The sequence below is a fragment of the Reichenbachiella sp. genome, assembly GCF_039941815.1.
GTDB lineage: Bacteria > Bacteroidota > Bacteroidia > Cytophagales > Cyclobacteriaceae > Reichenbachiella.
Genome location: NZ_JBDVDW010000059.1, coordinates 92391 through 118800 on the forward strand (window position 1 = coordinate 92391; position 26410 = coordinate 118800).

Genomic DNA, 26410 nt, shown 5'->3' on the forward strand with positions numbered 1-26410 from the left:
TTGATTATTTATAATTTTAAATCAATACAATGATATATCATAAAATTATATTCTACAATACCATACATTTTATAGAATTATACTACTTTATCATTTAGCGCATATACAAGTGATATAGGCGTGTTTTTATGTTTGGAATGGAAATTGTATCGCTCTCGATTTTCATTATTCATTTAACCAAATCTTTAACTATGAATTCAGCATCATTGATTACCAGGCCTAATTATCTTATCATTTTTACGCTTCTTACTCTTCAACTATTCACAATCGGATGTAGCGAAGACGATCCAATCGAACCTACTATCTCTTCAATTGAACCAATACAAGGAGAAAAATATACTCTGGTAGAAATTACCGGAGCGGACTGGCCATTTACCGAAATCGGAGAGTTGAAAGTTTTATTCAACGGCATCGAATCGACTAGCATCACATATTCAGACAATCAAATAACCGCGACTGTTCCTAGAAAAGCCGGCACTGGCCCAATCACAATTGAGTTCGGTGATCAAGTCGTGATTGGGGATACATTTAGTTACCTGATTGGCGACGTAGCCCTGCCGTTTAGTGGAAATGTTTGTGACATATATGGACCAAATACTGCATCCCCAGGTGATCAACTGGTCTATGAGCATGAATCAAATAATGAAAATGAAACTTTCACATGGGAAGTCATCTCCGGAGATATGCAAATCATATCGGGAGCCGGTACCGAATTTGTAGGAGTCGAGTTTGGTAGTGAATTTGATGGTGGCTCCCTCTCAGTCACTGGCACAAGTGACATAGAATGCGGCAATGTTCTAGACATTTCACTTGAGTAGTTGAATAGCCTATATTTAACTACAGTAGGTTATTTATAGCTTGTAAAGAATAATATATTAATTCAGATTTGATGTAAACCCAATTAAAGGATTTATACCTGCCCATCTACTCAAATAAATATTAATATTCTATTTTTATATAAAATAAAAGAATATTATCATATAGGATAGTGCGCTATCATAACTTCGTGAATCAAACCACAAGATCGATTCTCCATGTGGTAGAAAAAGAAACGACAGATAGATAGATGAAAGAATTGCTAGACAAATTTGAATCAAAAAGACCTGAGATAGTCTTTGAATGGAAAGACGCTGAGACAGAAGCAGAAGGTTGGGTAGTGATCAATTCACTTCGTGGCGGAGCAGCTGGCGGCGGCACCCGAATGCGAAAGGGTCTTAATAAACGTGAGGTAGAATCTCTAGCTAAGACAATGGAGATCAAATTTAGCATTTCAGGTCCTCAGATTGGCGGAGCAAAATCTGGAATCAATTTCGATCCAGCGGACCCGCGTAAAGAAGGTGTACTGCAGCGATGGTATGCAGCAGTGATGCCATTACTCAAATATTACTACGGTACCGGAGGTGATTTGAACGTGGATGAGATTCATGAAGTCATTCCTATCACAGAAGACAATGGAATCTGGCACCCGCAAGAAGGCGTATTCACCGGGCACTTCCACCCGACTGAGGCACAAAAAGTAAATCGTATAGGTCAGCTCAGACAAGGGGTAATTCAAATCATTGAAAATGAAAAATATGCTCCTGATCTGACCAAAAAATATACTGTAGCTGATATGATCACAGGATATGGTGTATCCGAAGCGGTCAGGCATTATTACTCCTTATGGGGAGGAAATATTGCAGAAAAAAGAGCTGTGATTCAGGGCTGGGGCAACGTGGGGGCAGCAGCCGCATTCTACCTTGCTCAGATGGGCGTAAAAGTAGTCGGCATAATCGATCGTGCGGGCGGACTGATCAATGAGTCTGGTTTTTCGTTCGAAGAAATCACCGAACTATTTGTAAACAGAAATGGCAACCAGCTGAACAGCCCCGATGTCATTCCGTTTGATGAAATCAATGCCAAAGTATGGGATCTAAAATCCGAAATATTTATTCCGGCCGCAGCTTCAAGACTAATCACCCAAGATCAACTAGATCGCATGGTCAAGTCCGGGCTTGAGGTGATCTCCTGTGGTGCCAACGTACCATTTGCAGATGAAGCCATATTCTATGGGCCTATTAGTGAATATGCAGACAAAAATGTTTCTGTGATTCCTGATTTTATTGCCAACTGTGGTATGGCGCGTGTATTCGCCTATTTGATGTCGGGAGAAGCGGACATGAGTGATTATGGTATTTTCAATGATACTTCTGAGATAATAGGTAAGGCACTGAAAAATATCCATGATAGAAATCAAAACAAGGTACTACTCACTAATACAGCGTTTGAGAATTCGCTGGGACAGCTGGTGAACTAGTATCAGAGTTTGTAAATTTAAGAGACGGATGAAAAACTTGCCGTCTTTGTGAGTAGCAAGTACAGATGGCAAAGCAAAGAGCATAAAGACCTCATCAGTTTTGCTACGCCGAAAGAATGAATAAGAAACGATAAATAATTAGCCATGCCTCAATATCATCAACTGGGAAAGATTCCGCATAAGCGTCACACCATTTTCAAAAAGGAAGATGGCAGCATTCATTATGAACAGCTATTTGGCACTGTTGGGTTCGATGGGATGTCGTCTTTGATGTACCACTTGCACCGTCCGACTATGGTCAAGGAGGTCACCAGGTCTTATAGCGTAGCGCCGAAGATTGCTGAAGAGAAAAATATGCTATCGATAGCTTTAGAGGGATTTAAGGTGCCAGCCGAAAATGATTATCTGGACAGCCGCAAAACTATACTGGTAAATTCGGATTGTCATATCGTATTGGCTTCACCGAAACAGAGTCAAACTGGATATTTCTATAAAAATGCTGACTGTGATGAGCTTATTTTCATTCATCGTGGGACGGGTACGCTAAAGACTCAGTTGGGAAATATCGATTTCGGATATGGAGATTATCTTCTGGTGCCCAGAGGTATGATCTATCAAATGCACTTTGATTCTGATGACAATCGCCTGTTTATAGTAGAATCTAAGCGACCTATCTACACGCCAAAGCAGTACAGAAATTGGTTTGGACAATTGCTAGAGCACTCGCCCTTCTGCGAAAGAGATTTTAGAAGACCATCCGCCCTGGAAACGTTCGATGAATTGGGCGACTTTACTATCAAGGTCAAAAAGGAGGATATGATGCATGAATATATCTATGCGAGTCATCCTTTCGATGTGGTGGGTTGGGATGGGTACAACTACCCATATGCATTTTCGATTCATGATTTTGAACCAATCACGGGACGGGTACACTTGCCCCCTCCTATTCATCAGACTTTCGAAACAGATGCGTTCGTGGTCTGCTCGTTTGTACCCAGACTATACGACTATCATCCTGAATCGATACCTGCTCCTTACAATCATAGCAATATTGATTCGGATGAGGTATTGTACTATGTGGACGGTGATTTTATGAGTAGAAACAATATCGAACAGGGCAACATTACATTACACCCGGCGGGTATACCCCATGGCCCGCATCCGGGAGCTACTGAGCGAAGTATTGGTCAAAAGGAGACGCAAGAACTTGCGGTGATGGTCGATACCTTCAAACCACTGAAGGTGACAGAAGAAGCAATGAAAATATTAATTAAAGACTACCACAAAAGCTGGTTAGATTAAAAAAACAACACTATGGCAACAGGACTTGAAAATACAAACTTTGGGCTTGAGAAAATTTTTGCTGACGCAGAAGACTTTCTCCCCTTGAATGGTACGGACCATCTGGAATTATATGTAAGCAACGCCAAGCAGGCAGCGCACTACTACAAAACAGCCTTTGGATTCCAATCTTTGGCTTATTCCGGATTGGAAACGGGCAACAAGGACTATGAATCTTATGTACTAGTACAGGATAAAATTAGACTTGTGCTCACTTCTCCACTGAAACCAGGCACACCTGTAGGTAAGCATATCGATGAGCGAGGTGATGGGGTAAAAATGGTGGCACTCTGGGTAGATGACGCGGAGTACTCATTCAATGAGACTGTAAAACGGGGAGCGAAGCCTTATATGGAGCCCGAAACCAAAACTGACGAGCATGGCGAGGTAAAAATCTCGGGCATTCACACTTATGGTGAGACCATTCACCTGTTTGTAGAAAGAAAAAACTACACTGGTGTATTTATGCCTGGATTTATAAAATGGGAAACCACATATAATCCTGAGCCAATCGGGTTGAAATTCGTCGACCACATGGTGGGCAATGTCGGATGGGGAGAAATGAACACCTGGGTAGATTTTTATGCCAAGGTCATGGGTTTTACCCAGCTGATCTCTTTTGATGACAAGGACATCTCGACTGACTATACCGCTCTGATGAGTAAGGTGATGAGCAATGGAAACGGGAGAATAAAATTCCCAATCAATGAGCCAGCAGAGGGCAAGAAAAAATCGCAAGTAGAAGAATACCTGGATTTCTATGGTACTGCCGGAGTTCAGCATATCGCTGTGGCCACTGACAACATCATAGAGACTGTCACTGCTATGCACGAAAGAGGTGTAGAGTTTCTCAGAGTGCCTGCTACCTACTACGAGACGGTACTCGATCGCGTGGGTGAGATCGACGAAGACTTAGAGCCCTTAAAAGAGCTTGGCATCCTGATCGATAGGGATGACGAAGGCTATTTGCTACAAATATTCACTAAGCCAGTTGAGCCAAGACCTACGATGTTTTTCGAAATTATTCAAAGAAAAGGAGCTCAGTCGTTTGGAAAAGGCAATTTCAAGGCACTCTTTGAAGCGATTGAAAGAGAACAGGAAGTGAGAGGAACGCTATAAGGTTTGAGATTGGCTTGCCATTTCGATGAAGGAGAGATCTATATTCGGCTTTTCGCTGATAAAATTTCTCCCTTACGGAAATAATAAAGTGATTTGAATAGGCTGCCAAATTATAGGCAAAAGCCAATCCTAATATTACCTTTGATTCTAAATAAAAATTACCCAAAAATTAAAAAATACAAGTAGATGAAAAAATCCTGGATTGCGGTAACTGCTGAATCTGACTTTCCTATTCAGAACATACCGTTTGGAATAGTAACTAGTGGCAAAGGCTGGTACGCGGCCTCTAGAATTGGTGATTATGCCATCAACCTTGCAATCCTACAGAAGGAAGGATACTTCAAGGGGCTTGCTCTGCCAGATGGTATTTTCGAACAGCAGTTTCTTAACGATTTTATTGCTTTGGGAAAACCGATTACCAACAAGGTACGAGAAAGGATTCAGGATATTTTTGAAGATAGCTCTAACATGGGGTTGCGAGAGAATACGGTTCATCGCAACAAAATCATGAAGGGTGTCAAAACAATTGAATTGAGCCTGCCCGTGCAAATCGGAGACTATACTGATTTCTATTCTAGCGAGCAGCATGCGTTCAATGTGGGGTGTATGTTTAGAGATCCAGACAACGCCTTGATGCCCAATTGGAAACATATTCCTGTAGGCTATCACGGACGTTCTTCGTCTATTGTGGTCTCGGGTACAGATTTTCATCGACCTAAAGGGCAACAAAAACCGAATGCCGAAGAACCTCCCGTTTTTGGGCCATCTAAACTGCTAGACTTCGAACTGGAAATGGGTTTTATCGTCGGTAAGGGCACCGAACTGGGTGACTCGATCAATACGGCCAACGCCTCTGATCATATTTTCGGCTTGTGCGTATTCAACGATTGGTCTGCCAGAGATTTACAAAAATGGGAATACGTTCCTCTAGGGCCGTTTTTAGCTAAGAATTTCGCTTCGCATCTCTCTCCATGGATTGTGACTTTAGAGGCCTTGGAGCCATTTAAAACATCAGGGCCTGTTCAGGACCCGAAGGTACTTCCCTATCTGGAGTATCAGGGTGAGCATCATTATGATATCGAACTTGAAGTGTCTATTGAGACGGCCACTGGTGAGAGCAAAACGGTGAGTGAATCAAATTTCAAATACATGTATTGGAACATGGTTCAGCAGCTTGCCCACCATACCGTAAATGGCTGCAACGTAAAGGCTGGAGATATGATGGCTTCTGGTACAATCAGTGGACCCGAGCCGCATCAGTACGGATCCATGCTGGAAATCGCATGGCAAGGAACCAAACCGGTTCAAATGCCTGATGGGACAGAACGGAAATTTATTCAGGATGGAGATACCGTGGTGATGAAAGGGTTTAGCAAAAAAAATGGAGTTAGAATTGGCTTCGGTGAGGTCAGAGCAAAAGTTCTTCCTGCCAAATAAGATCACGTTAAATTATTAAATTATAATCCCTAATGGCTTCCATTGATCCAAAATCCGTATCTACAGCTCATTTTCATTCTATCCTATTGGGTGCAGTTGCCCCCAGACCCATTGCATTTGCCAGTACGATTGATGAAAAGGGCCATGTGAACTTAAGCCCGTTTAGTTTTTTCAACGCCTTTAGCGCCAATCCTCCGATTCTCATTTTCTCACCTGCGAGAAGGGTACGTGACAATTCCACTAAGCATACGCTGGAAAACATGTTGAAGGTACCTGAGGTAGTAATCAACATTGTGGATTATCCTATCGTGGAGCAAATGTCGCTTGCTAGTACAGAATATGGAGACGGTGTGAATGAGTTTGTAAAAGCTGGTTTTACGGAAGTGGCCTCAGAAAAAATCAGACCGCCGCGGGTGAAAGAATCACCTGTATCGTTTGAGTGCAAAGTGCTGGAAGTAAAACCTATGGGCGACCAGGGAGGTGCCGGAAATCTGGTTATTTGTGAGGTGGTGATGGCCCATGTCAAAGAAGAGCTGCTCACGGATGATAATAAACTCGACCCGACACGGTTGGAGCTAGTGGCGAGAATGGGTGGAAATTGGTACACAAAAGCAGATAGCAAAAGCATGTTTGAAATACCTAAGCCTTTGACAACCATGGGTATAGGATTTGATCAGCTACCTAAGCATGTTCGCAATAGCGAAGTCTTGACCGGCAACAATCTCGGCCGACTGGCGAATGTCGAACAGCTCCCTACCAAAGAGGAAGTAGCGATTATGGCTAAGGAGCCAGAAGTAAGCGCTATCCTCCAGAGTTTTGCTGATGACGATGTGGAGCTGGAAAAAGAACTGCATTTGCATGCACAGAAGTATCTAGACGCAGGCCAAACCCATGAGGCCTGGCAGGTGATATTACAAGGAGAGTACTTGTAATTATTGCCTAGTGCGAAACCTCTAATTCATAATATTTAACCTTCGCAAAAGCACCCTCATCAAGGGTAGTTAGATAGTTGCCTGCTTTAAAGTAGTTTTCGAATATCCCCCATCTTTCTATGTGAATGTCATCGTAGACCATGGTTTGATCGTCATTAAGCGTGATTTCCATTTTGCCCTCAGAGACCTCCACCTCAAGTGTGAATTTGTCGAAGTCTACCTTTTCGTCAAAGTTGACACCACCTACATCACCCCAGGCATCAGTTTCCAACGCTTCTGTGTCGGTAGCATCCAAATCTTTTAGATACTTGAGATGGACACGTACATATCCATCGTTCCAATAAATCTTCAGAATAGGAGGTGCATTATTGTCATCTTCTCCGATCAGATCCCGCTGATCGTTGGTCAATCGGCCATGGATTTGCATAATGATCGTTCGGTGATAATCACCGTCAGATTCCTTGGTGATTTCTTCTAAGGCCAATGTACCTTTCATGTAAGCGCCTTCGGCAAAGGTCCAGTTGGTATCGTTGCTACCTGGCACCATTTGCTCCCGTAGCTCTGTACGCGAATAGCTAGTATTGGCGGTGGTGGCACCTGGGTAGGTATAAAACACTAAACTGCCGTCAGTAGAGTCATTGTACATAAAGGGCAGCAGCGTCTCGTTTGTCGCATAGTCCAAAATCTCCGGAGGCTTCACTTCTGTAGGATTTCCTATTGGCAGGGTCACTTTCCAATTACTCAAATCGATATTTGGCAAGAAATAATCCACACCTTCCACTAATTCCGATTCCTCTTCTTCCTCTTCCTCCTCCTCTTCTTCCATTTCTTCCTCTTCATCGACTTGTTCCTCCTCTTTTATCGGATCATCCTCCAAGTCATCTCCTCCACATCCAACACCCATAGTCATAAGCATAAAAAATGCTACATAAATAAAGTACTTCATCCTCTCAATTCTTATCATCTTCAATCTTTTTTTCTTTCACTCTGGCTTCAAAATTTCATAGACTATATTAAGTCTACTCATTAGCTTTTCTCTTTTTTTTCTTTCTTTTTTCTGGTATAGTAATATCGCTGTGTGAAATTTCCAAGGCATAGTATTTCACCTTTGCAAAGCCATTAGGGTTTTTGGTTTGCAAATAATTACCTGCCTTAAAATAATTCTCGAATACTCCCCACTTTCGCATGTGAATGCCTTGATATACCTTCGACGTTTTTTCATTAAGAATTACTTCCAATCTCCCTTTGGTTACTATAACCTCCAGCGTGAATGGTTTGTTCCCAACGTATTCGGGAAAATTATATCCCTTATCATCTTCCCAGGCTTCTTTAGGTAAAAGATCCTTACCTATACCGTTGATATCTTTGAGTTCTTTGGTCTTGACACGTATATATCCATTATGCCAGTATATTTTCAAAACAGGAGGCGCATTATTATCATTTTGACCAATAGATTCCTTTTGTTCATTGGTCAACCGACCATGAATTTGCATCACTATTGTGCGATCAAATTTGCCTTTAGAAGTTTTAGAAATTTCTGCAACCGCTAAAGTGCCTTTCATTCTTGCCCCTTGTTCGAAGGTCCAGTTCACCTTATTGCTCCCGGGAGTCATTTGCTCACGCAGTTCGGTCCGGGAGTACTTCGTGTTTCCGGTCACGGCACCAGGGTAGGTGTAAAATACCAAACTTGCATCGGTAGAATCATTGTACATGAAAGGCTTTAATTCCTGAATTGAAGCGTAATCCAAGATTTCCGGTGGTTCTACTTCCACTGGTTTGCCCTGACCAATCGGTAGGGTCACCTTCCAATGCGAAAGATCAATGTTAGGCAGCAGGTAATCATTGTTTGACTGCGCTACTACGATCTGGCATGCAAGAAGCCAAATCAACATACAAGTAACGCTCAGGGCAATATGCCCTGAGTGATTTCCTATTGGTTTGTTGCGCATTGACTTATGAGAAAAATAGACCCCCATTGATATCAATATTGGTACCTGTCACAAATGAGGTCTCTGCGGAGGCCAAACAGGCCACCAGATTAGCTACTTCACCGGCTTCTCCCTCTCTTCTTAAAGGTGTCCCTGCTGCTACATTTTTACGAACTTCATCTTTGGTGAAGGTGTCGTGAAAAGTGGTAGAAATCATTCCGGGACACAAAGCATTTACTCGAATATTTTTAGGCCCTAGTTCTTTAGCCAGGCCTCTGGTAAATGTCATTACAGCTCCTTTTGCAGTCGAATAGGCTACAGCTCCAGGTCCACCACCGTCTCTTCCTGCTTGAGAGGCAAAGTTGACAATAGAAGATCCATTCGGCATATAAGGTACGATGGCTTTAGTGACTAAAAATGTACTTGTAAGATTTAATCTTAGCACAAAATTGAAGAAGTCTTCGTCCATTTCTTCGATTGTCTTTCGGCCTACCAGGCCTCCTGCTATATTCACCAAACAGTGAATTTCGTCTCCGTAAGCCTCTCTAGCCTCGTGCACCAGCTTATCGATATCTGCCTGCTTGGTCATATCACCCTGAACAAGAATTGCTTCTCCTCCTTCAGCTTTGATCTCGGTCAGTGTTTCTACTGCCTGATCTTTGTTATCGAAGTAATTGATGACAACCTTAGCTCCTTCTGAAGCTAATTTTTTAGACACAGCTTTCCCAATATCTCTAGCACCACCAGTTACAACAGCTACTTTATCTTTCATCATGATATTAATTTTAAATTCCAGTTATAATAATTTATTGACCTAAGTCCCTTTTCCCCTTCCAGGAAAATGGATCATTGTCACACACAAGTAGGACGCCTATCTTTCTTAAGTTTCACCAGCCTAAAGGATCGGCATCTAAATAGATCCTTTGGCTTTTTGATTCGGTATCACCAAATCAAGTAGTGAAACTCAAACACATATGCTTCCAACCATTGGTTGAAAACCAAAAAGAATAATCATTTCTTCTGTAAACATTTTGAAACTTATTGGCCTAAGCCTCAATCAGCATTCAGAACAAACGAATAATTCCACCAATACATTTAGCAGCCTTCTTCCAAGGCCACTGTTCTCTTTAATATTTTTAATCTACTCATCCACAGGTTTAATTTCCTTGGCAAAAAAGTAGATAGATAATATGCACATAGGTACAAATAGTGCAATCATTATGAAGATCGGTGTATAGGAATACCTTTCGGTAATAACCGGCACCAGAAAGTTCATAATGATCACAGAAAAGATCCCAACAGTCCCCCCCAGTCCAGCTAGTGAGCCTACAGATTTGCCACTAAACAAATCACTCGGAATAGTCTGAATGTTGCTGATCACAAACTGAAAGCCGTATAGCACAAATGCAACAATGGCTACAAATTTGAGTGCCGTGTCTCCGGCAAGAATCGTCGCGACCAGACCTAAGAACATGATCACACAGCCTATCAGTATTGTCTTTTTTCTAGCTTGATCTACTGAGGATCCTCTGATCAGCAGTTGTCCGGAAAAGTATCCACCAGACAGACTACCCAAAGCGGCTCCTACATAAGGTACCCAGGCAAAAAATCCGATTTCCTTTACATTGAATCCGTACACATCGGCCAGGTAGATTGGCATCCAGCCAACAAATAGCCACCATATGGGCTCCACAAAAAATCTTGATACCAATACTGCCCACGACTCACGTTTGGATAGGATCTCAGTCATGCTCAGACCTGGCTTGTTGTCTGCGGCGCTTGTCTCACTGAGTCCGGACAATATGTGTTCTTTCTCTTCATCAGTAATCCAAGGATGTTTTGCGGGAACGTTTTTATTCATCATCCACCAGGGTATGATCCAGATTAGACCTAATAATCCAAGTAGGACAAATGTCATTTTCCAACCGATCATCACCCAAACAATAGCGATCAGCGGAGGGGCTACAATAGAACCCAATGCGGCCCCGGAGTTGAATATCCCTTGAGCAAATGCTCTCTCTTTCACTGGAAACCATTCTGCATTGCTCTTGACGGCTCCTGGCCAGTTTCCTGCCTCGCCTAAACCCAATAGGACTCTGAAAAAACTAAAGGTCAATACTCCTCTGGCAAAAGCATGAATGGCTGTAGCCAACCCCCAAACGGTAATCGAAACGACAAATCCGAGCCTTGTTCCAATTTTATCAAACATTTTGCCTGATAAAGACTGACCTACCGCATAGGCGACGAGAAATACATTTAAAATGATTGCATAATCAGACTTAGTCATTCCTAAATCTTTTGAAATATCCGGCCACATAATCGCCAGCGCGGATCGATCAATATAATTGATCACTGTAGCCAGGCAAACCAGCCCTACTATCCACCATCTAAGTCCTTTTATTTTCATCATCTTTGCATTTAGTCTTTATCTCCAAAATACGATACGCCTCCACCACTCAGAAAATCTTCTCTCACCGGACTAAACGTGTCTATCAACACTCCTTCTTCCAGGCATACAGCGCTGTGCAAGAGGTTAGGCTCTATATAGACCCCATCTCCTGCAGTTATTACTTGCTTTACACCGTCGATTTCAAACTCAAATTTTCCTTCTGTACAATAGGTGGCCTGTGTATGAAAATGACTATGAGGAGCTCCTAAGCCTCCTTTTTCAAATTTCACAAGCACCATCATGATCTGGTTGTCATAGCCAAGCATTTTTCGAGAAACACCTCCTCCGAGTTCTTCCCACTCCATTTGCTCAGTCAAAATGTACTTTTCACTTTTTCTTTCCATTGCCTAGTTAATATTTTTATTCAAGTCATAAATCCCCTTCCATTGCAGCTTTCCCGTGGTCGTTTCAACAGCATGGTCAGCTGCCTTGCTATCATCCGATAGGGAAAATGCAAACTGATACTTCTCACCTGTTTTTACCTCAAACTGTACTACAACATATGCTGCAGATTGATGCAAAACTTTTATATCCTTAATGGATGTGAATGAGTTCAACGGGCGTTCTGAGGCGTAGTCATAGCTTCCATGTATTTCGTAAATACTTGCAAAAAGGGTATTGCCACCAGTTCTACGATGTATCAGTCCGGGATCACGACGAAGGTTGAAATTGGGATCATTGGCCCCAATTCGAGTCAAAATCATTTCATCACCTTTTTTGACAATAGAGGAAACAGTATAAAACCTCTTCTTATTGAACCAGGTCATTCGGTACACATCACCCTGAAGGTCTGTTTGCGCTTCTGCCCACAGGTGTTGATAGCCTGATTCTCTACCCATCGGGGTTAGGTCATTGTTCGTTTCAAATTTCTGATTTGACGACATGAATTCACCTTGGTAATACAATGGTAAATCATACCTGGTTCCTGCAGGTGCCCGGACCGAAAACAGGTCTAGTACGAGTGGCTTTTCTAGTTCTTCAATGGTCAACACTGCCATTGTTCTTTGCATTTGGATACCATCATAGGCTTTCAGTTCTTTGGCGCTTACAATCTGCACTGTATCGTCGGCCATGAAGTAATATGGTGTGCCGGCGGTCATATCTGCTTCCTTGACATTCCCATCAAAATGTGAATCTTTATCTACCACTAATGTGTTGTGCGCCACCGTCTCTTTGGCCCAGCTGTGGTTTTCTTTGAGATATCCTCCTCCATCTTTATGTTCGATGTTTACCCAGCGAGCAGAACCGTAATCCTGAATGACTTCACCGGTTTCATCATAAAGCAAGAAGCTTAATCTATCGAAATGCCCATGCCCCATGCCGTGTTTGGCATATTTCATGACCAAAGTCAAATCATCAGTCCGTATTATTCCCAGAGCTCCCTCATCTCCCGCAGCTCCATCTGAAAGCTGCATGCTCATGTATTCAAATTCCTCAGTTTTATTGTCGGCTATTCCTTTAGCGGCTGCAAGGCCGGAATCGTTCAACGGGACTCGGCCCTGGTCCTTCACTATGGATAACAATCCCGGATCATTTCCACCAAAGTGATAAGCCATACTGACTGCATTCACCAGCTCTCTGGAGGCAAGTGACATCCCCTTTTGTGAGTCACTGATTGGAAAAAATTCTCCTGCAGAATTGGTTTGATTGATCAAGGCTGTGATTGCCCTGATTAGTAGTTCGTCTCTATATTTCAGAATTTCTAATTCTGGTTTCATGTTGGCCAATGACTGTGCAAAAATAAGGAACGGATAGATGGCGTATCGCTGATAATATGGTCCCTCGGTATAGTAGCCATCAGGAGAAAATGAATGATCAATCTGTGCGAGAAATCCTGCTTCCTTTTGTCCTTCAAGCTGAATATCTCCTCCATCATTGTCTTTGATCACGTCACCTGGAACTTTAATATCCAGTCCGTAGAGCGCCCACTGTACTAGCTCCTGGTCACCCATGACGAGTCCGATCATACCTACGGCAGCATTGCCCCAAGTGCTGTGGTTATGAATTCGATTAAAAAACTGCGGGTTCTCAATAGAAATGTACTCTGCATAGGGGCGAAATAACTCCTTGTTCAGCTTTTCTCTGGTGTCCTTATCCAACCAATCATATATACAATCATATCCCTGACTGGTATAGACCAACCAATTGGCGTCATTCAGACATTGCCAAAAGATCTTGCCACGTGCATAGGATCGCTGAGCTGGATGTTTATCAATCGTCGGCCACATTTTGGCATATGCCAACAGCATGTCTCGAATATAAATCGCATACTTTTCCTTTCCTGTAATTTGAAATAGGACACCCGCTTTTTGCATTGTAAAGAAGTTGGACTTGTGCCTTTCGTGCGTATATCCTCCTGCCAGATCTTTTGGTACCGGCACTTCTATGCCATTGGAAATTTCAGTATCAACTTCTTGAATGGCAAGATCTAATGTTTGATCGAACAACGGCACCTTACCTAGCTGGGCTCTGATGTCTTCTACTCCATTCGGCGTCAAAACCAGGCTGGGGTGTACATCAGAAAGAGGCTGTTGCTCTGCGGACGCTACTTTTCCTACACATGAAAAAAGCGCCAAGGCCATTGCCACACCAAAACTTATGCTGATATAGTAAAGTTTATTATTCATAGTTTATATCCCACTATTTTACCATCACTGCCTTTAGCATTTTTTGCCAGTTTCAGATTTGACAACTTGGCTGTCTTGTCACTGATCACGAGTTTGGATAGATCCATACTACAATCTGATATTTTGGTAATTGGCTCTCCCACTGTGTGATAGATGTCGAATGTTTTGATGTCGTCAAAAACAGAATTTTTTATAATTGTTTTTTGCACGCCATGTAGTGTAAATGCTTTTCCTCCTTTGTTTTTAGGTCCATATCCAACCCGCTCAAAAGAGCAATGATCTACGAAAAGCAAGGGGCCAAACGTGCTTTCGTCGCTTCCGCCTCGATGTAGATTTACCACCTCTTTGCCAATGTTTTTGAAAGAATTATTTTCTAGAATTACAAACTCAGCATTATAGATTCCTATGTCATCAGATTCCTGATTCAATTCGAGAATAGTCCCGCTCACGTCACTGAATATCGAGTTTTCTATCATAATACTATCAGCGAAGGTGTTTTTATAAACTTTTAAGATATTGAATGAATGATTGACATCCAGATCTCGGAATTCACAATTATTGATGAATAGTTTATAATTTCTATTCATAGAATATCTACTCGTGGAGATGACTGCATTGCCGGCATAATCCGGAGAATCCGCCCCGTCTATGGTCAATCCGTCCAATTGAAGCGCTCCACCATTTTCAATGACAAACAGGTTTGATTTTTCAAACTTAATAATTGCTGCTTCTGTTGATTGCACTGTAATAGGGACTGACACAGGCACTTTCTTTTCTAATAGGTACTCTCCGCCGGCCAGCGTATAGACATCACCGGCTTGAGCATCCGCCATGACTTTGAAAAGGTCCGCTCCAGCCTCTACGGCTATTGCTCTACCATACCCAAAGGTCTTCCCATTTGTAGGCTTTTCGTACCAAGATGGGCCTGCCGCGTCTTTCGATACCACTGAAAAATCCTTAGTTATTCCGGCTGTAATGGACTGATCCTTTAGGCTGTAGATCCCTGCATTTTGCACGAGTTCGGATTCAACGGCTTCAAAACCATCTCCTAATGATTTGATATTGGAGCTTAGAATATTTCCGTCAAATGTAATCCCGGAAATATCATCGTATGCTGTGAATACATCATTCTTGGATTCATTCCAGAAAATGTTATTTGAGATGGAAGTAGTTTGTGGAATCGCACTTCTTTCTGCATCACTACCTGCACATAGCTGCACATAATCACAGTTTATGAAGGTATTGTTGTTGATTTCTGAGTCTTTGACCGGGTGGTATCTGTTGATAGGTGAATTAGGCACACCATTCATTACGACCAAAGCTCCGCGGAATCTATGTCCGGTCAGGCCATAGCCATAATTGTTCAATACTTTTTGTTTTTCATTGATGACCCTGATTCCTCCGGTGTGTGGTTTGCCATTTCCGATGAAAGCATTGCTTTCGACAGTATTTTCATTGCCATGTCTGAAGGTCAATGTTCCAACACATTCTTCAAATACATTGCCTTTGAATAGGTTTCCACAGGATTTGTTAGAGATGATTTCATGCTCTCCGTCACATCGATCGAAGTAGTTGTTTAGTACTTGGGTATTGGAAAAGGAAAGTGAATAGTGGCTGGTACCGATTCTCAAAGTTTCGCCTCCGTTGGCACCTAAATTCTCTCGGGGGCCAAAATAATTGTGGTCGATCAGGTGACTATTCTCCAAACTTTCTTCTGAGTTTAATCTGACAGCCATAGTCACTCCCTTGTTGCCTTTGCCGACGAGTGCGTTATGATCAAATCGATTGTTTTTGCCATACATGCCTACCCAATAGTCACTTTCATGTCTCTCCGGATTAGAATAATTGCTTATAACGGTTTGGGTGACTCTGCAATTATTAGCCAAATCATTCTTCTTAATTTTGAAAGAAATTACTTCGGCTGTTGGGGTGTATCCATCTGTGAAATGTAATCCACTCACTACAACATACTCTCCCCCAAGTTTCAGGTTAGAACTGCCTGTCAGTTTTACTCCGCCAAAAGTCTCCGCCATTACTACAATGGGAGCCTCTTTTGATCCTTGTGCTTTAATGACCAGTTCTGCATTTTTCCATTCTCCGTTAGCCAGTTTTATGGTATCGCCGGGATTAGCAAGAGCAAGTTTGGTCTTCAACTCTGCTGCATTTCCGATAGTATCCTCGGCTTTAGCTTTGTAATCACATTTGGTGCTTATCATTCCAAGTAATAGCATGAGGCAGATTACTATTGGATTAACCCTCAACCGTATATTTGTGTAATTCATTCTTTCTTTCAACTTAAAATTTTATTCAGCTATAGCAGTAGCGTAGCCTTGGTTTATGCCAATTTTTTACACCAACTAATCAAAAGTTTAAAATAACTACCCGGAATAAATCCGGGTAGTTGATATTATATAAATCGATTGATTTCTCAATCAGCATCGGTAATAGTTATGTTATCAAAGAAGGCCTCCGCCACATCATCTACAACGTCTATGTTCCTCACATAAATCACGATCTCGTTTGTAGATGGTGTGAAATCAAATGTGTTAGTAGCATAGGCATCACCACTTCCTGCGAAAATATTCGGTATTGCGAAGTAATGATCAATAGCTGCGTCAGATGTAGAGGCATTGATTCCTGTCTCATCTGCGATTTCGGTGTTTAGTATAAATACCTCAGAGGTTATCCCTGCAGCGGTGGTCATGGCATCGATGGAGAATGTATAGGTCTCTCCCGCTTGAACCTCAACTACCTGATACAATCGACGACCTTTCTCATCCAATTTAGCACCTCTGGTTCCATTATTTCCATCACTAGAAGATCCTGCTTGTTCGCTGTCGTCGCCATACTCGGTATCAAGCCAACTATCCAAATCTCCATTATCCCATAGCGGATCATATGGGCTATCAATGGTATTCCCATTATTGTCGACCACAGTACTGTTAGGTGTCATATCCCACGCGTCTGCGTTGTCACCAGTTTCAGTTGTATACTCGTCAAAAGTTCCGTTTAGAACCTGGACAATGAATCCTTCGGCTACAGTCACCTGAGCCGTTTCAACATCTTCAAAACCTGTCAGACTGGTAGCGGTGAGCGTAACCGTATAAATACCATCCTCTGCATAGGTATGTGTTGGATCCATTCCAGTAAACTGGAATCCATCTCCAAATTCCCATAACAACGAAACCGCATCTTCGGAAGCATCCGTAAATAAATAGGTTTTGTAGTCAGCATCGTCCTCCTCGTAGGTGAAAGCGGCTGTGACCGGAGCTTGAATATCTATATCAGCGGTATATTCAGCTGAAAGTCCAGCATCATTGGTTGCTACAAGTTTCACTGAATATACATCAGCCTCTTCGTACACATGTGTCGGCGTCTCCTCTGTCGAGGTGTTTCCATCACCAAAATCCCATTCATACGAGGTAGCATTTACAGAATTATTAGTGAATGTATAAGAGAGATAATTTGCATCACTCTGCTCACTAGTGAATGAAACTGAAGGAGCTACTGCACCTTCTGGTGCAATATCTATTGATATGTCGTCCAATCTTGTTTCAACTGATCCACCGTTGTAAAAATATATGGCAATCTCAGTACTCGTACCAGAGTTGAATGATACTGACGCTGATTCATACGTTTCCGGATCATCCTGATTATTGACAGTAATAGAACCAATCGTAGCTTCGAGTGCATCGTCATGTGATGAAACCGGACCGGACAATATCGCAACTGTCAACCATCCAATCTGATCATCTTCCATTGTATAGTAGAAATTAACATCATAATTTGATTCTGCTTCTACCGTTACGAGCTGATAACCAATTCTCTGATCTGAAGTCAAGCCTGTTAATTTCGCAGCTTGCTCACCACTCCGTACCGGGCTTTCGGTAATCTGAATTACGCCACCCAAATCTGAATTTCTCCAGGAATCGCGACCATCACCTGTGCCGTCTGGCAAAGAAAGATCTTCAAAACCTAGTTCTAAAACAAATGGCTGATAAGGCCCTTCGACCACCTCAACATCTGAAGTCGTGGTAGCAGATACACCCAACTTATCTGTGGAGACAAGAGTAACTGTATAGGAGCCAAAATCAGGGTAAGTGTGTGAAGGGTCCTTTTCATCAGAACTCTCTCCATCTCCAAAATCCCATGTAAAATCAGTTGCACTCTCCGATTGATTTGTAAATACCAACATCAACTGATCAGTTGGGTCCGAACTATATGAAAATCCAGCATTTGGAGGAGTAATATCTGGTATTGAACCTGCACCTGGTAGGGTTTCATCCACACATGATGTGATGAACAATGCACCTAACGTTAATGAAAATCCAGTTAGCAGGCTCATCACTTTGATGAACTTGCTTGTTTTTATATTATGTAGTTTCATTGATTTCAATTTTAGTTGTATCCAGCGTTTTGACTCAATGCTCCTTTGCTCAAGTTGATTTCTCTTTGAGGAATGGGTAGCAGCAGGTCATTGGCTGTAAATGAATGCCCGTTAGCAGTAGCAAATGCACCAAGTACACTTTCGGCCAAGTCTAAACGAATCAAATCAAACAGTCTGTGATTTTCGAAAGCAAGTTCTACCCTTCTTTCGTTTGCCAGATCTTCTTTCGAAATGCTTGTCACAGGCGTCGTAAGTCCCGCACGATCTCGTACCTCCTGGAATGAATTAATAGCGGCTGCCGTGCTAATTGGTCCATCTCGTCCAGCCAAAATAGCTTCTACATGCATCAATAATACATCTGCATATCTCAATACTATCCAGTCGTTGCCTGCCAAGGTAGGGTCACCTGAAGTCGGTTCTATGCCCAGTGCTTCATCACCATTTGGCAAATACTTAACTACTTGATATTGGGTGGTCTGAGCAGCATCTAGTCGGTAGGAATAACTTGTTCTCATCGCACCTCCGTACGTCGTAAAAGCTGTTCTTACATCACTGGTTACATAATTCAAGCCACTTGATCTTCCGACTGAATTCAACCACTCAGCCGAAAAGTTCTGACTGTCGTTTGAATTGTCCGCTACATATCCAATGGCAAAAATGGTTTCACCATTGCCTTCAGAATAGAAGATGTCCTGAAAATTAGCTTCTAAACTGAATTCGTTAGATGCAATGATCTCCTCAAGCAAATCTTGCGCATCAGAGTAATTACCTATGGTAAGATGCACCTTAGCCAATATCCCCTGAGCTGCTGCTTTAGAAGCTCTGTTTTTGTAGGTATTATCCAAATTGGTAACAGCTGTATTCAAGTCGCTTACAATCAACTCATATACCTCACTGGTAGCCACTCTTGTAAAAGCTGTGGCTTCATCCGTTGCTGATATAACCTCTGTTGCCAATGGAATGTCGCCAAACAATCTTACGAGATTGAAATATGCATACCCTCTAACAAATTTAGCTTCACCTTCAAACTGAGCTGCTTTGGCATTAGAGGCGTTCTCCAAATTCTCTAAGATGGTATTAGCTCTAAAAATTACATTGTAAAAGCTTGCATAATAATCCGCAACAACACCATTGGTAGACTCAACAGTAAAACTATCAAATTGAGAAGCTTCTCCTTCACCACTTTTGGTTCGGGTATTGTCACTTCTCATTTCTGTAAGTTGATATTCGATCTGAATTCCGTGTAAGTCACTTGTCGTTGTGGAGTTGATGCCTTGAATACCGTCATATAAACTAACGACTCCAGCTTCCAACTCTGTATCATTTCTGTAGAATTCATCTGCACTAATAGCTGAATTAGGCGCTGGTGATAAGAAATCGTCTTGACATCCATATAGATGCATTGCAAGTACGAACAGCGCTATGATTCTTATATTTTTCATGATATTTTCTTTTTTGTTAATGATCTTCACCCTGATTAAAATTCAATGATTACACCTGTCACCACAGATCTGGCTATAGGAGCTCCAGCTCTCTGGTACCCATAGGTTGTAGGTGATGTAGTAGTCAATGATTCAGGGTTAAATCCTGTATAGTTATCTCCTTTGATATACATCAAATTCGATCCACTTACATATAACCTTGCACTTGTTATCCCAATTCTAGATATAATTCTAGAAGGTAAGTTGTATCCCAAATTCACGTTTCTAAGTGCGATGTACGAAGCATCTTGTACGATTGAATTGGTGAAAATTTTCTGTTGGATAAATTCCTGATCTGGAGTAGTCAGCGGGTCAAAACCTTGCGAGCTATTAAAATGATTGTACAGGTATTGGTCACCCATATTTCTCACTTCTGCGCCATGGCTTCCCTGAAACATAAAAGACAAATCAAAATCACCTAGAGAAAATGTATTGGTGATACTCCAAATAAAGTCTGGATATGGGCTTCCCAAGATGGTCTTGTCATCTTCATCAATCTGACCGTCACCGTTCAAATCCCGCACATAAACATCCTGCGCTTGCCCACCTATAGGGTGATAAGCATCTACCAGATATTCCAATGGAATCTCTCGATCAACTACATAACCATAGAATGAAGAAATAGGATTGCCTACTGAACTTATCCACTCGGCGGCTCTTTTCTCATCTACACTCTGAATTAGTCCATCCGAATTGGCAAAATCTGTCAGCGTGTTTTTGTTTCTAGATCCTAAAAATGTAGTTGTCCATCTGAACTTATCAACTCTAATGTTGTTGGTTCTCAACTCAACCTCTACACCCTCGTTGGTTACCTCTCCGATATTGACCAATGCGTTGTTGAAGCCAGTAACTCCTGAGACATCCACGTTCAACAACAAATCATCACTCGTTCTTTTATAGTAGTCAATAGAACCAGAAATAATATTGTCGAAAAAACCAAAATCAACTGCTGGGTTAAATTCAATGGATCTTTCCCATCCTAATTCTGGATTCGCAATGTTTTGAGGATTAAAGGCAGTGACTGTACTACCTCCTACTATTGCTGTTCTTGAGCTAAGTAGAGCAGTAGGTGAATACCAGTCGTTCAATCTGTCGCTAGTCTGGTTCCCTGTAGAGATTTGATCGTTACCTGTGATACCAAAACTTGCTCTAAACTTCAAATTGTTGATGATGTTAGATCCTGCCAGAAATGATTCTTCAGAAACTCTCCATCCTACAGATACAGCAGGAAAATTACCATACTTATTATTTGGCCCAAAGACCGAACTACCGTCTCTTCTAAAACTGACAGAAGCCAAGTACTTGTCGGAGAATGAATAATTCACTCTTGCGATAAAGGACAAGAGTCTTTTTTCTCTTTCGAACGATCCCCATGCCGAAGCTTCTGCTGCTGCATCAAGAGTAGGTACAAAATCGAATTCATATCCCGTACCAGACACGTTAGAATATTTTTCTTCATATCGTTCTGCGATAACACCAGCTGTAGCAGAAATATCATGATTACCAAAAGCTTGCTTGTAATTCAAAAACCCTTGAGTTACCACATGCACTTTATTCTCATTATTTACATCCAATGAAGCAGCTGAAGCGCCATTTCTATTGGACTCTACTCCTTGCCATCTCTGTCTTTCTGTATTCTGAATATCTCCTGACAATGCGGCTTGAACAGAGAAATTATCAGTCAATTTGTATTTAGCATAAAACTTACCAAACATCTTGAATTGAAAATCTCTTCTATCTCTTTCTAAAACTTTCGCAGCTGGATTAGTATTGGAGGTATTACTTATATCGATCAGGGTGCCATCACCATCCAAATCATAGTTATCGAAGTGTCGTTGCAAAGCATAGTCACCTACTTGCACATCAGGATATACCGTTCTATCTACATACTGAATTGTATTTTCATCGTGATATACAGGCAACCAAGGTGTTTGTCTCAAAATATCATGAGTAGATCCATCAAACCTTCTTCTTTCGGTAAAAGATGGATTTAAGCTTACACCAAAGGACAAATCATCATTTACTTTGGTATCAACTTTTGCTTTCAAGTTATATTTTTTGAAATCATCTGTGAGTAACACACCCTCATCGTGCGCATAAGTCATTGCTGTACTAAAAGTAGTTGACTCATTTCCTCCGCGAGCACTGATTGTATGGCTTTGTGTATTGCCACCATCAAAAATGATATCCTGCCAGTTATTATCCACGCCGATCAGCTGCTTGTATCTTGACCTTGCGGTCAATCCATCGTTAGCTGCCATTTCCGCAGCAATACCGTCAGCAACTGAAGTGTTGTAATCAGGATTCTTCTGCACGTCTTGCCACCCGTAAAATCCGTTATAGGCAAATTTGGTTTTACCGGATTCTCCTGTTTTCGTAGTAATCATTACTACACCGTTGGCTCCCCTCGACCCAAAAATTGCAGCGGAAGCGGCATCTTTCAATACTTCTATTGAAGCCACATCATTCATGTCAATATTGGTCCAAAAATCTGAATCCACTGCCACTCCATCGATTACCAAAAGTGGTCCTGAACCGCCAGTAATGGATCCAACTCCACGGATTTGGATGGTAGGCGCACTACCAACTCCATCAGGACCAGTAGATTGTACATTCATACCGGCTACTCGACCTACTAAAGCCTGATCGGCTCTGGACATCGGTATTTGGTCTATATTAGTATTCTCTACTTTGGAAATTGCTCCCGTGAGATGAGACTTCTTCTGCGTACCATATCCAATTACAACTACTTCCTCTAGTTGCTCTATATCCGGTGCCAGAGCTATATCAATGGAAGATCTTCCACTTACATTTACACTTTGTTTTAAATACCCAATAAAAGAAAAGTCCAAAACTGCATCAGAAGCTACTTCCAATGCATAGTTTCCATTAATATCTGTAACCGTTCCTTGCGTGGTTCCTTGTATTATGATCGTTACCCCGGGTAATGGCTCGTTGTCTTCTGAGCTGACTGCTCCTGACACTTTGATGTCCTGAGCAAATACCGGAGTTATTATCATCACATGCAACACCATCAGCAACAAAGCAAAATTGTGCTTCTGGTAGCGTTTAGATAATAGTAAAATGTTTTTCATTTTAAATGATTTTGTTCACACTTAGTATAATAGTTAGATGCTGATGCGGGTAGTTAAAAAAGACGATCCTTTCCTGTAGAATAACAGTAATTGGTTATCTTTGTATCAGCAATTGATCGCTTCAATGGAAATACCGATGGCCAAATTGATATTTTATACATTGATTTGATCGATCCCGCGACGGATGGGTTAACCCTTGGTTAATCCATCTTTGTTTTTGGTTTTGCGTCAGTTCTTCATTAGCCTCTTTTTTTCTTAGTTATATAATTGTTCTACTTGTATCGTTTTCGAATAGTCCAGGATATCTCCTAAATGCTCTCGCATCACCTTCCCTACTTCCGTAGCATCCTGGTTTTTTATATGTTCTAATATTTGTTCGTGCTGCTCCACAGCCTTTAAGGATCTCCCATCACCACATACATCGTGTTGCTTGAAATAGGACAGTATATCAGGCGTAATAATCAACATCAGCGACTTCAGTACAGAATTCTTACTGGCTTCAGCTATTTTGAGGTGAAACATCAAATCTTCTTCTACGGCATGATCCTTTTGCTCAATTTTAGCTCTGTGAGCAAACAAGGCCTTTTCGATTTCTCTAATATCATTACCTGTTCTGCGCTCTGCAGCCAACACTGCACTATTGGTTTCGAGAATTACACGCGTTTCCACTAAAGAACTGAAATCATTTCCTTCCAGCTTAAGTACATCCGAAATCAACCCCTCTAAAGCAGTAATTCCCATTCCTGCCACAACTGTACCGCTCTGTGGCAAGGTTTTTAGTATTCCGTAAAATTCCAGTTTTTTGATAGCATCTCTCAAATGAGTCCGTCCAACCCCAAGCACATCACACAATTTTCTTTCTGAGGGTAGCTTATCTCCCGGTTTTAGCTGCCCTGATGTAATGAGTTGCTTGATCTGATTGATGATCTGATCAACAGGTGTTTCGATAACTATCTGACTAAAGTTCTTAAGCAATTCCATTGATTTGTTTTAATACAATTATTAATTGGTCGACCAATCTAATATTATTTTTTTTGAAACACAAGGAATAGCATATAAATACCTGTCTTTTCGCAGATATCAGCATTTTAATTGATCTCTATAAATCGGCCAAAGCATTTCATTAAAAGCCATTTAGGATAAAATAGGGTCAATATTGGCTGTTTTTATAAAAAATTTCAAATTCCTGTTTGAGTTACAAAAAAACACTGATCAACCAGTTGATATTTTGAAAACGAGTTGTTAAAAATGGCGATTTTCTACTTATTACTAATTGGTTTACCAGTTAGTCATCGACTAAAATAGACCAATCTAAATACTTATTCATCTAACTAAAACAAAATGAAAAACAATTCAATTTCTTCTAAAAATGGGGCGTATACCCTTTTTATGAGTCTTTTTCTCCTTCTTTCTACCAGTTGTCAAGAAGAAAATCTAGAGCCTGGAGCCTCAGGAATTCAAAATGAAAAAATGGCCGCTGGTGACATCGTTAGTTTATCGAATGCTGGATTTGAGAGCAGCTGGTCCGGATGGAATGACTCTGACCCATCAGCGATTTCAAGTAGTGCAAACTCGGGATCAAAATCCGCTAAAATCACCGGCTCAGCGGGAAGATTTGAGCAGACAGTAGGCGTATCTGAAAATACTAATTATGTCTTGTCCGCCTATATACTTGCAAAAGGCACAATCGGTGTCACAGCAGGGAGCAGTGATCACAATGATGGCGGTGACTATAGCGAATGGACACAGGTCAGTGTTTCCTTCAATTCAGGAAGTAGTACAAGTATCACCATTTATGGAAAGTACAACGGAGGTACAGGCAGATTTGATGATTTTAGCCTGGTTGAGGGAAGTAGTTCTGGATCAGGATCATCAGGAAAATTGGCAATTTCATCCTCCTCGGCTAGTGCTAATGATGGCAATGTACCATCCAATACTTTGGATGGTAATTTGGGCACCCGATGGTCTGCCAATGGAAGCGGCCAGTATATCACATATGATCTGGGAAGTAGTAAGAGTGTCCACAGCATGAAAATTGCCTGGTACAAGGGAGATCAAAGAAATTCATATTTCAAAATACGTGCAGGAGCAAGCACATCCAGTCTTAGCACAATATATGATGCTTCTACCTCTGGCAGCTCTGGGAATACCACCGCATTAGAAACTTATTCTTTTGATGCCATAAATGCCCGATATGTGAGAATTACGGGATTTGGCAACTCGAGTAATACCTGGAACAGTGTAACAGAAGCTGAAATCTGGGGGGCTACTGGTGGCGGTGGAGATAACACTCCCCCTGGAGCCGTATCGAACCTTAGTGCTACTGCTGGCTATGGTCAAGTCAGTCTGTCCTGGAGCAATCCATCAGATTCGGATTTTGACCACGTATTGATATCTTATAGCGGCGGGAGTACCATTTCATCGTCTACTAGCAAGACAATTACAGGATTAACTAATGGCACCCCTTATACTTTTAGCGTAGTTGCCTTTGACGCCTCAGGAAATGGGTCGAGTAGCAAGTCTGTTACTGCTACCCCATCTGGTGGAAGCGGTGGAACAGCCCAATATCCTTCTGACTTGATGGCTAACTACAATCAATGGAAAATCACCTACCCAGATGGAGTCGAGGATAAAACACTCTATCAGGAATCGAATGAGTACTTTTATGTAAATGATGATAAAGATGCCATCGTCTTTAGAGTACCGATCAGAAGCAACAACGGCTCAACTCCCAATAGCGACTACATCAGGTCTGAACTGAGAGAAAGAAAAGCTGACGGCTCATCGGACATCTATTGGACGACCTCAGGAACACACGTAGTGTATTCTAAGCAAGCGATTACGCATCTCCCAATCAATAAAGATCATCTGGTCGCCACGCAGATCCATGGCAACAAGTCTGATGGCATTGACGATGCCATGGTGCTAAGACTAGAAGGTTCTCATCTATTCTTAAGTTTTAATGGAGGCGTACTCAGAAGCAATCTCACAATCAAGACTAATTATACTTTGGGCACTCAGCATGAGGTGATATTTGAAGTGGTGAATGGTAAGCACTATTGTTACTATAGCGAAGACGGAAATCTAGCCAGCGCATATGCCAATGGAAGCGCATCCGGTTATCTGGTCAAAGATGGAAGCAACTCGTATGTGATGAACCTTAACTATGATCAATCGTATTTCAAAATCGGAAATTATACACAAAGTAATCCAAACCAAGAGGGAAGTGATACAGACAATCCCAATAATTATGGAGAAGTATTGGTATACGATTTCTGGGTTTCGCATGACTAGAACACATCATCAGTGAGCTAGGTC

At 41.7% G+C, this 26410-nt stretch carries 18 protein-coding genes; 7 read left to right on the forward strand and 11 right to left on the reverse strand.

Annotation, left to right across the window (positions count from 1 at the left end; translation table 11 throughout):
* Positions 1 to 191: 191 nt before the first annotated feature.
* The 6 genes from ABJF11_RS13105 to ABJF11_RS13130 all read left to right on the forward strand — a co-directional run bounded on the left by ABJF11_RS13105 (position 192) and on the right by ABJF11_RS13130 (position 7125).
* Positions 192 to 818 (forward strand): IPT/TIG domain-containing protein, encoded by a 627-nt coding sequence (locus tag ABJF11_RS13105; RefSeq protein WP_348120324.1) that lies wholly within the window; start codon positions 192 to 194, stop codon positions 816 to 818.
* Positions 819 to 1066: 248 nt separating this feature from the next.
* Positions 1067 to 2296, forward strand: coding sequence for a Glu/Leu/Phe/Val dehydrogenase dimerization domain-containing protein (locus ABJF11_RS13110; protein WP_348120325.1), 1230 nt, complete (start codon positions 1067 to 1069; stop codon positions 2294 to 2296).
* 144 nt (positions 2297 to 2440) lie between these two features.
* Positions 2441 to 3598, forward strand: coding sequence for a homogentisate 1,2-dioxygenase (locus tag ABJF11_RS13115; RefSeq protein ID WP_348120326.1), 1158 nt, complete (start codon positions 2441 to 2443; stop codon positions 3596 to 3598).
* Positions 3599 to 3610: 12 nt separating this feature from the next.
* On the forward strand, positions 3611 to 4756 hold the full coding sequence (gene hppD, locus ABJF11_RS13120; RefSeq protein ID WP_348120327.1) for a 4-hydroxyphenylpyruvate dioxygenase: 1146 nt from the start codon (positions 3611 to 3613) through the stop codon (positions 4754 to 4756).
* A gap of 186 nt (positions 4757 to 4942) precedes the next feature.
* Positions 4943 to 6193, forward strand: coding sequence for a fumarylacetoacetase (gene fahA / locus ABJF11_RS13125; RefSeq protein ID WP_348120328.1), 1251 nt, complete (start codon positions 4943 to 4945; stop codon positions 6191 to 6193).
* 32 nt (positions 6194 to 6225) lie between these two features.
* The gene (locus ABJF11_RS13130; RefSeq protein WP_348120329.1) at positions 6226 to 7125 is read left to right on the forward strand and encodes a flavin reductase family protein; all 900 of its coding nucleotides are present in this window, start codon (positions 6226 to 6228) and stop codon (positions 7123 to 7125) included.
* Positions 7126 to 7132: 7 nt separating this feature from the next.
* Here the strand turns inward: ABJF11_RS13130 and ABJF11_RS13135 are convergent, their stop codons facing one another.
* The 11 genes from ABJF11_RS13135 to ABJF11_RS13185 all read right to left on the reverse strand — a co-directional run bounded on the left by ABJF11_RS13135 (position 7133) and on the right by ABJF11_RS13185 (position 24073).
* Positions 7133 to 8089, reverse strand: a complete 957-nt coding sequence (locus ABJF11_RS13135) for a polysaccharide lyase family 7 protein (RefSeq protein WP_348120330.1) — start codon at positions 8087 to 8089, stop codon at positions 7133 to 7135.
* Between the two features lie 55 nt (positions 8090 to 8144).
* Positions 8145 to 9074, reverse strand: coding sequence for a polysaccharide lyase family 7 protein (locus ABJF11_RS13140; protein WP_348120331.1), 930 nt, complete (start codon positions 9072 to 9074; stop codon positions 8145 to 8147).
* Positions 9075 to 9078: 4 nt separating this feature from the next.
* Entirely contained in the window at positions 9079 to 9828 is a 750-nt protein-coding gene (locus ABJF11_RS13145; protein WP_348120332.1) for an SDR family oxidoreductase, read from the reverse strand.
* Positions 9829 to 10194: 366 nt separating this feature from the next.
* A complete protein-coding gene (locus tag ABJF11_RS13150; protein ID WP_348120333.1) occupies positions 10195 to 11463 on the reverse strand; it encodes an MFS transporter in 1269 nt (422 codons plus the stop codon).
* 8 nt (positions 11464 to 11471) lie between these two features.
* Positions 11472 to 11846, reverse strand: a complete 375-nt coding sequence (locus tag ABJF11_RS13155; protein WP_348120334.1) for a cupin domain-containing protein — start codon at positions 11844 to 11846, stop codon at positions 11472 to 11474.
* Positions 11847 to 11849: 3 nt separating this feature from the next.
* On the reverse strand, positions 11850 to 14129 hold the full coding sequence (locus tag ABJF11_RS13160; protein ID WP_348120335.1) for a heparinase II/III family protein: 2280 nt from the start codon (positions 14127 to 14129) through the stop codon (positions 11850 to 11852).
* Complete coding sequence (locus ABJF11_RS13165) at positions 14126 to 16345, reverse strand: polysaccharide lyase 6 family protein (protein WP_348120336.1); 2220 nt, start codon at positions 16343 to 16345, stop codon at positions 14126 to 14128. Before ABJF11_RS13165 ends, ABJF11_RS13160 begins: the two co-directional genes overlap by 4 nt.
* Before the next feature lie 212 nt (positions 16346 to 16557).
* Positions 16558 to 18516 (reverse strand): PKD domain-containing protein, encoded by a 1959-nt coding sequence (locus tag ABJF11_RS13170; protein ID WP_348120337.1) that lies wholly within the window; start codon positions 18514 to 18516, stop codon positions 16558 to 16560.
* Between the two features lie 11 nt (positions 18517 to 18527).
* Positions 18528 to 19958 carry a RagB/SusD family nutrient uptake outer membrane protein gene (locus ABJF11_RS13175; RefSeq protein ID WP_348120338.1) on the reverse strand — a complete coding sequence of 477 codons (1431 nt, stop codon included), beginning with the start codon at positions 19956 to 19958 and terminating at the stop codon, positions 18528 to 18530.
* A 35-nt stretch (positions 19959 to 19993) separates the two neighbouring features.
* The gene (locus ABJF11_RS13180) at positions 19994 to 23092 is read right to left on the reverse strand and encodes a TonB-dependent receptor (protein ID WP_348120339.1); all 3099 of its coding nucleotides are present in this window, start codon (positions 23090 to 23092) and stop codon (positions 19994 to 19996) included.
* Between the two features lie 255 nt (positions 23093 to 23347).
* Complete coding sequence (locus ABJF11_RS13185) at positions 23348 to 24073, reverse strand: FadR/GntR family transcriptional regulator (RefSeq protein WP_348120340.1); 726 nt, start codon at positions 24071 to 24073, stop codon at positions 23348 to 23350.
* Positions 24074 to 24433: 360 nt separating this feature from the next.
* Between ABJF11_RS13185 and ABJF11_RS13190 the strand changes: the two genes are divergently transcribed.
* A complete protein-coding gene (locus ABJF11_RS13190) occupies positions 24434 to 26386 on the forward strand; it encodes a polysaccharide lyase family 7 protein (protein ID WP_348120341.1) in 1953 nt (650 codons plus the stop codon).
* Positions 26387 to 26410 lie beyond the last annotated feature (24 nt).

Bases quoted from the DNA above. Each gene is read 5' to 3' on its own strand.
- ABJF11_RS13105 (WP_348120324.1), top strand. From the start codon at position 192: ATGAATTCAGCATCATTGATTACCAGGCCTAATTATCTTATCATTTTT.
- ABJF11_RS13110 (WP_348120325.1), top strand. From the start codon at position 1,067: ATGAAAGAATTGCTAGACAAATTTGAATCAAAAAGACCTGAGATAGTC.
- ABJF11_RS13115 (WP_348120326.1), top strand. From the start codon at position 2,441: ATGCCTCAATATCATCAACTGGGAAAGATTCCGCATAAGCGTCACACC.
- hppD (WP_348120327.1), top strand. From the start codon at position 3,611: ATGGCAACAGGACTTGAAAATACAAACTTTGGGCTTGAGAAAATTTTT.
- fahA (WP_348120328.1), top strand. From the start codon at position 4,943: ATGAAAAAATCCTGGATTGCGGTAACTGCTGAATCTGACTTTCCTATT.
- ABJF11_RS13130 (WP_348120329.1), top strand. From the start codon at position 6,226: ATGGCTTCCATTGATCCAAAATCCGTATCTACAGCTCATTTTCATTCT.
- ABJF11_RS13135 (WP_348120330.1), bottom strand. From the start codon at position 8,089: ATGATAAGAATTGAGAGGATGAAGTACTTTATTTATGTAGCATTTTTT.
- ABJF11_RS13140 (WP_348120331.1), bottom strand. From the start codon at position 9,074: ATGCGCAACAAACCAATAGGAAATCACTCAGGGCATATTGCCCTGAGC.
- ABJF11_RS13145 (WP_348120332.1), bottom strand. From the start codon at position 9,828: ATGATGAAAGATAAAGTAGCTGTTGTAACTGGTGGTGCTAGAGATATT.
- ABJF11_RS13150 (WP_348120333.1), bottom strand. From the start codon at position 11,463: ATGATGAAAATAAAAGGACTTAGATGGTGGATAGTAGGGCTGGTTTGC.
- ABJF11_RS13155 (WP_348120334.1), bottom strand. From the start codon at position 11,846: ATGGAAAGAAAAAGTGAAAAGTACATTTTGACTGAGCAAATGGAGTGG.
- ABJF11_RS13160 (WP_348120335.1), bottom strand. From the start codon at position 14,129: ATGAATAATAAACTTTACTATATCAGCATAAGTTTTGGTGTGGCAATG.
- ABJF11_RS13165 (WP_348120336.1), bottom strand. From the start codon at position 16,345: ATGATAAGCACCAAATGTGATTACAAAGCTAAAGCCGAGGATACTATC.
- ABJF11_RS13170 (WP_348120337.1), bottom strand. From the start codon at position 18,516: ATGAAACTACATAATATAAAAACAAGCAAGTTCATCAAAGTGATGAGC.
- ABJF11_RS13175 (WP_348120338.1), bottom strand. From the start codon at position 19,958: ATGAAAAATATAAGAATCATAGCGCTGTTCGTACTTGCAATGCATCTA.
- ABJF11_RS13180 (WP_348120339.1), bottom strand. From the start codon at position 23,092: ATGAAAAACATTTTACTATTATCTAAACGCTACCAGAAGCACAATTTT.
- ABJF11_RS13185 (WP_348120340.1), bottom strand. From the start codon at position 24,073: ATGGAATTGCTTAAGAACTTTAGTCAGATAGTTATCGAAACACCTGTT.
- ABJF11_RS13190 (WP_348120341.1), top strand. From the start codon at position 24,434: ATGAAAAACAATTCAATTTCTTCTAAAAATGGGGCGTATACCCTTTTT.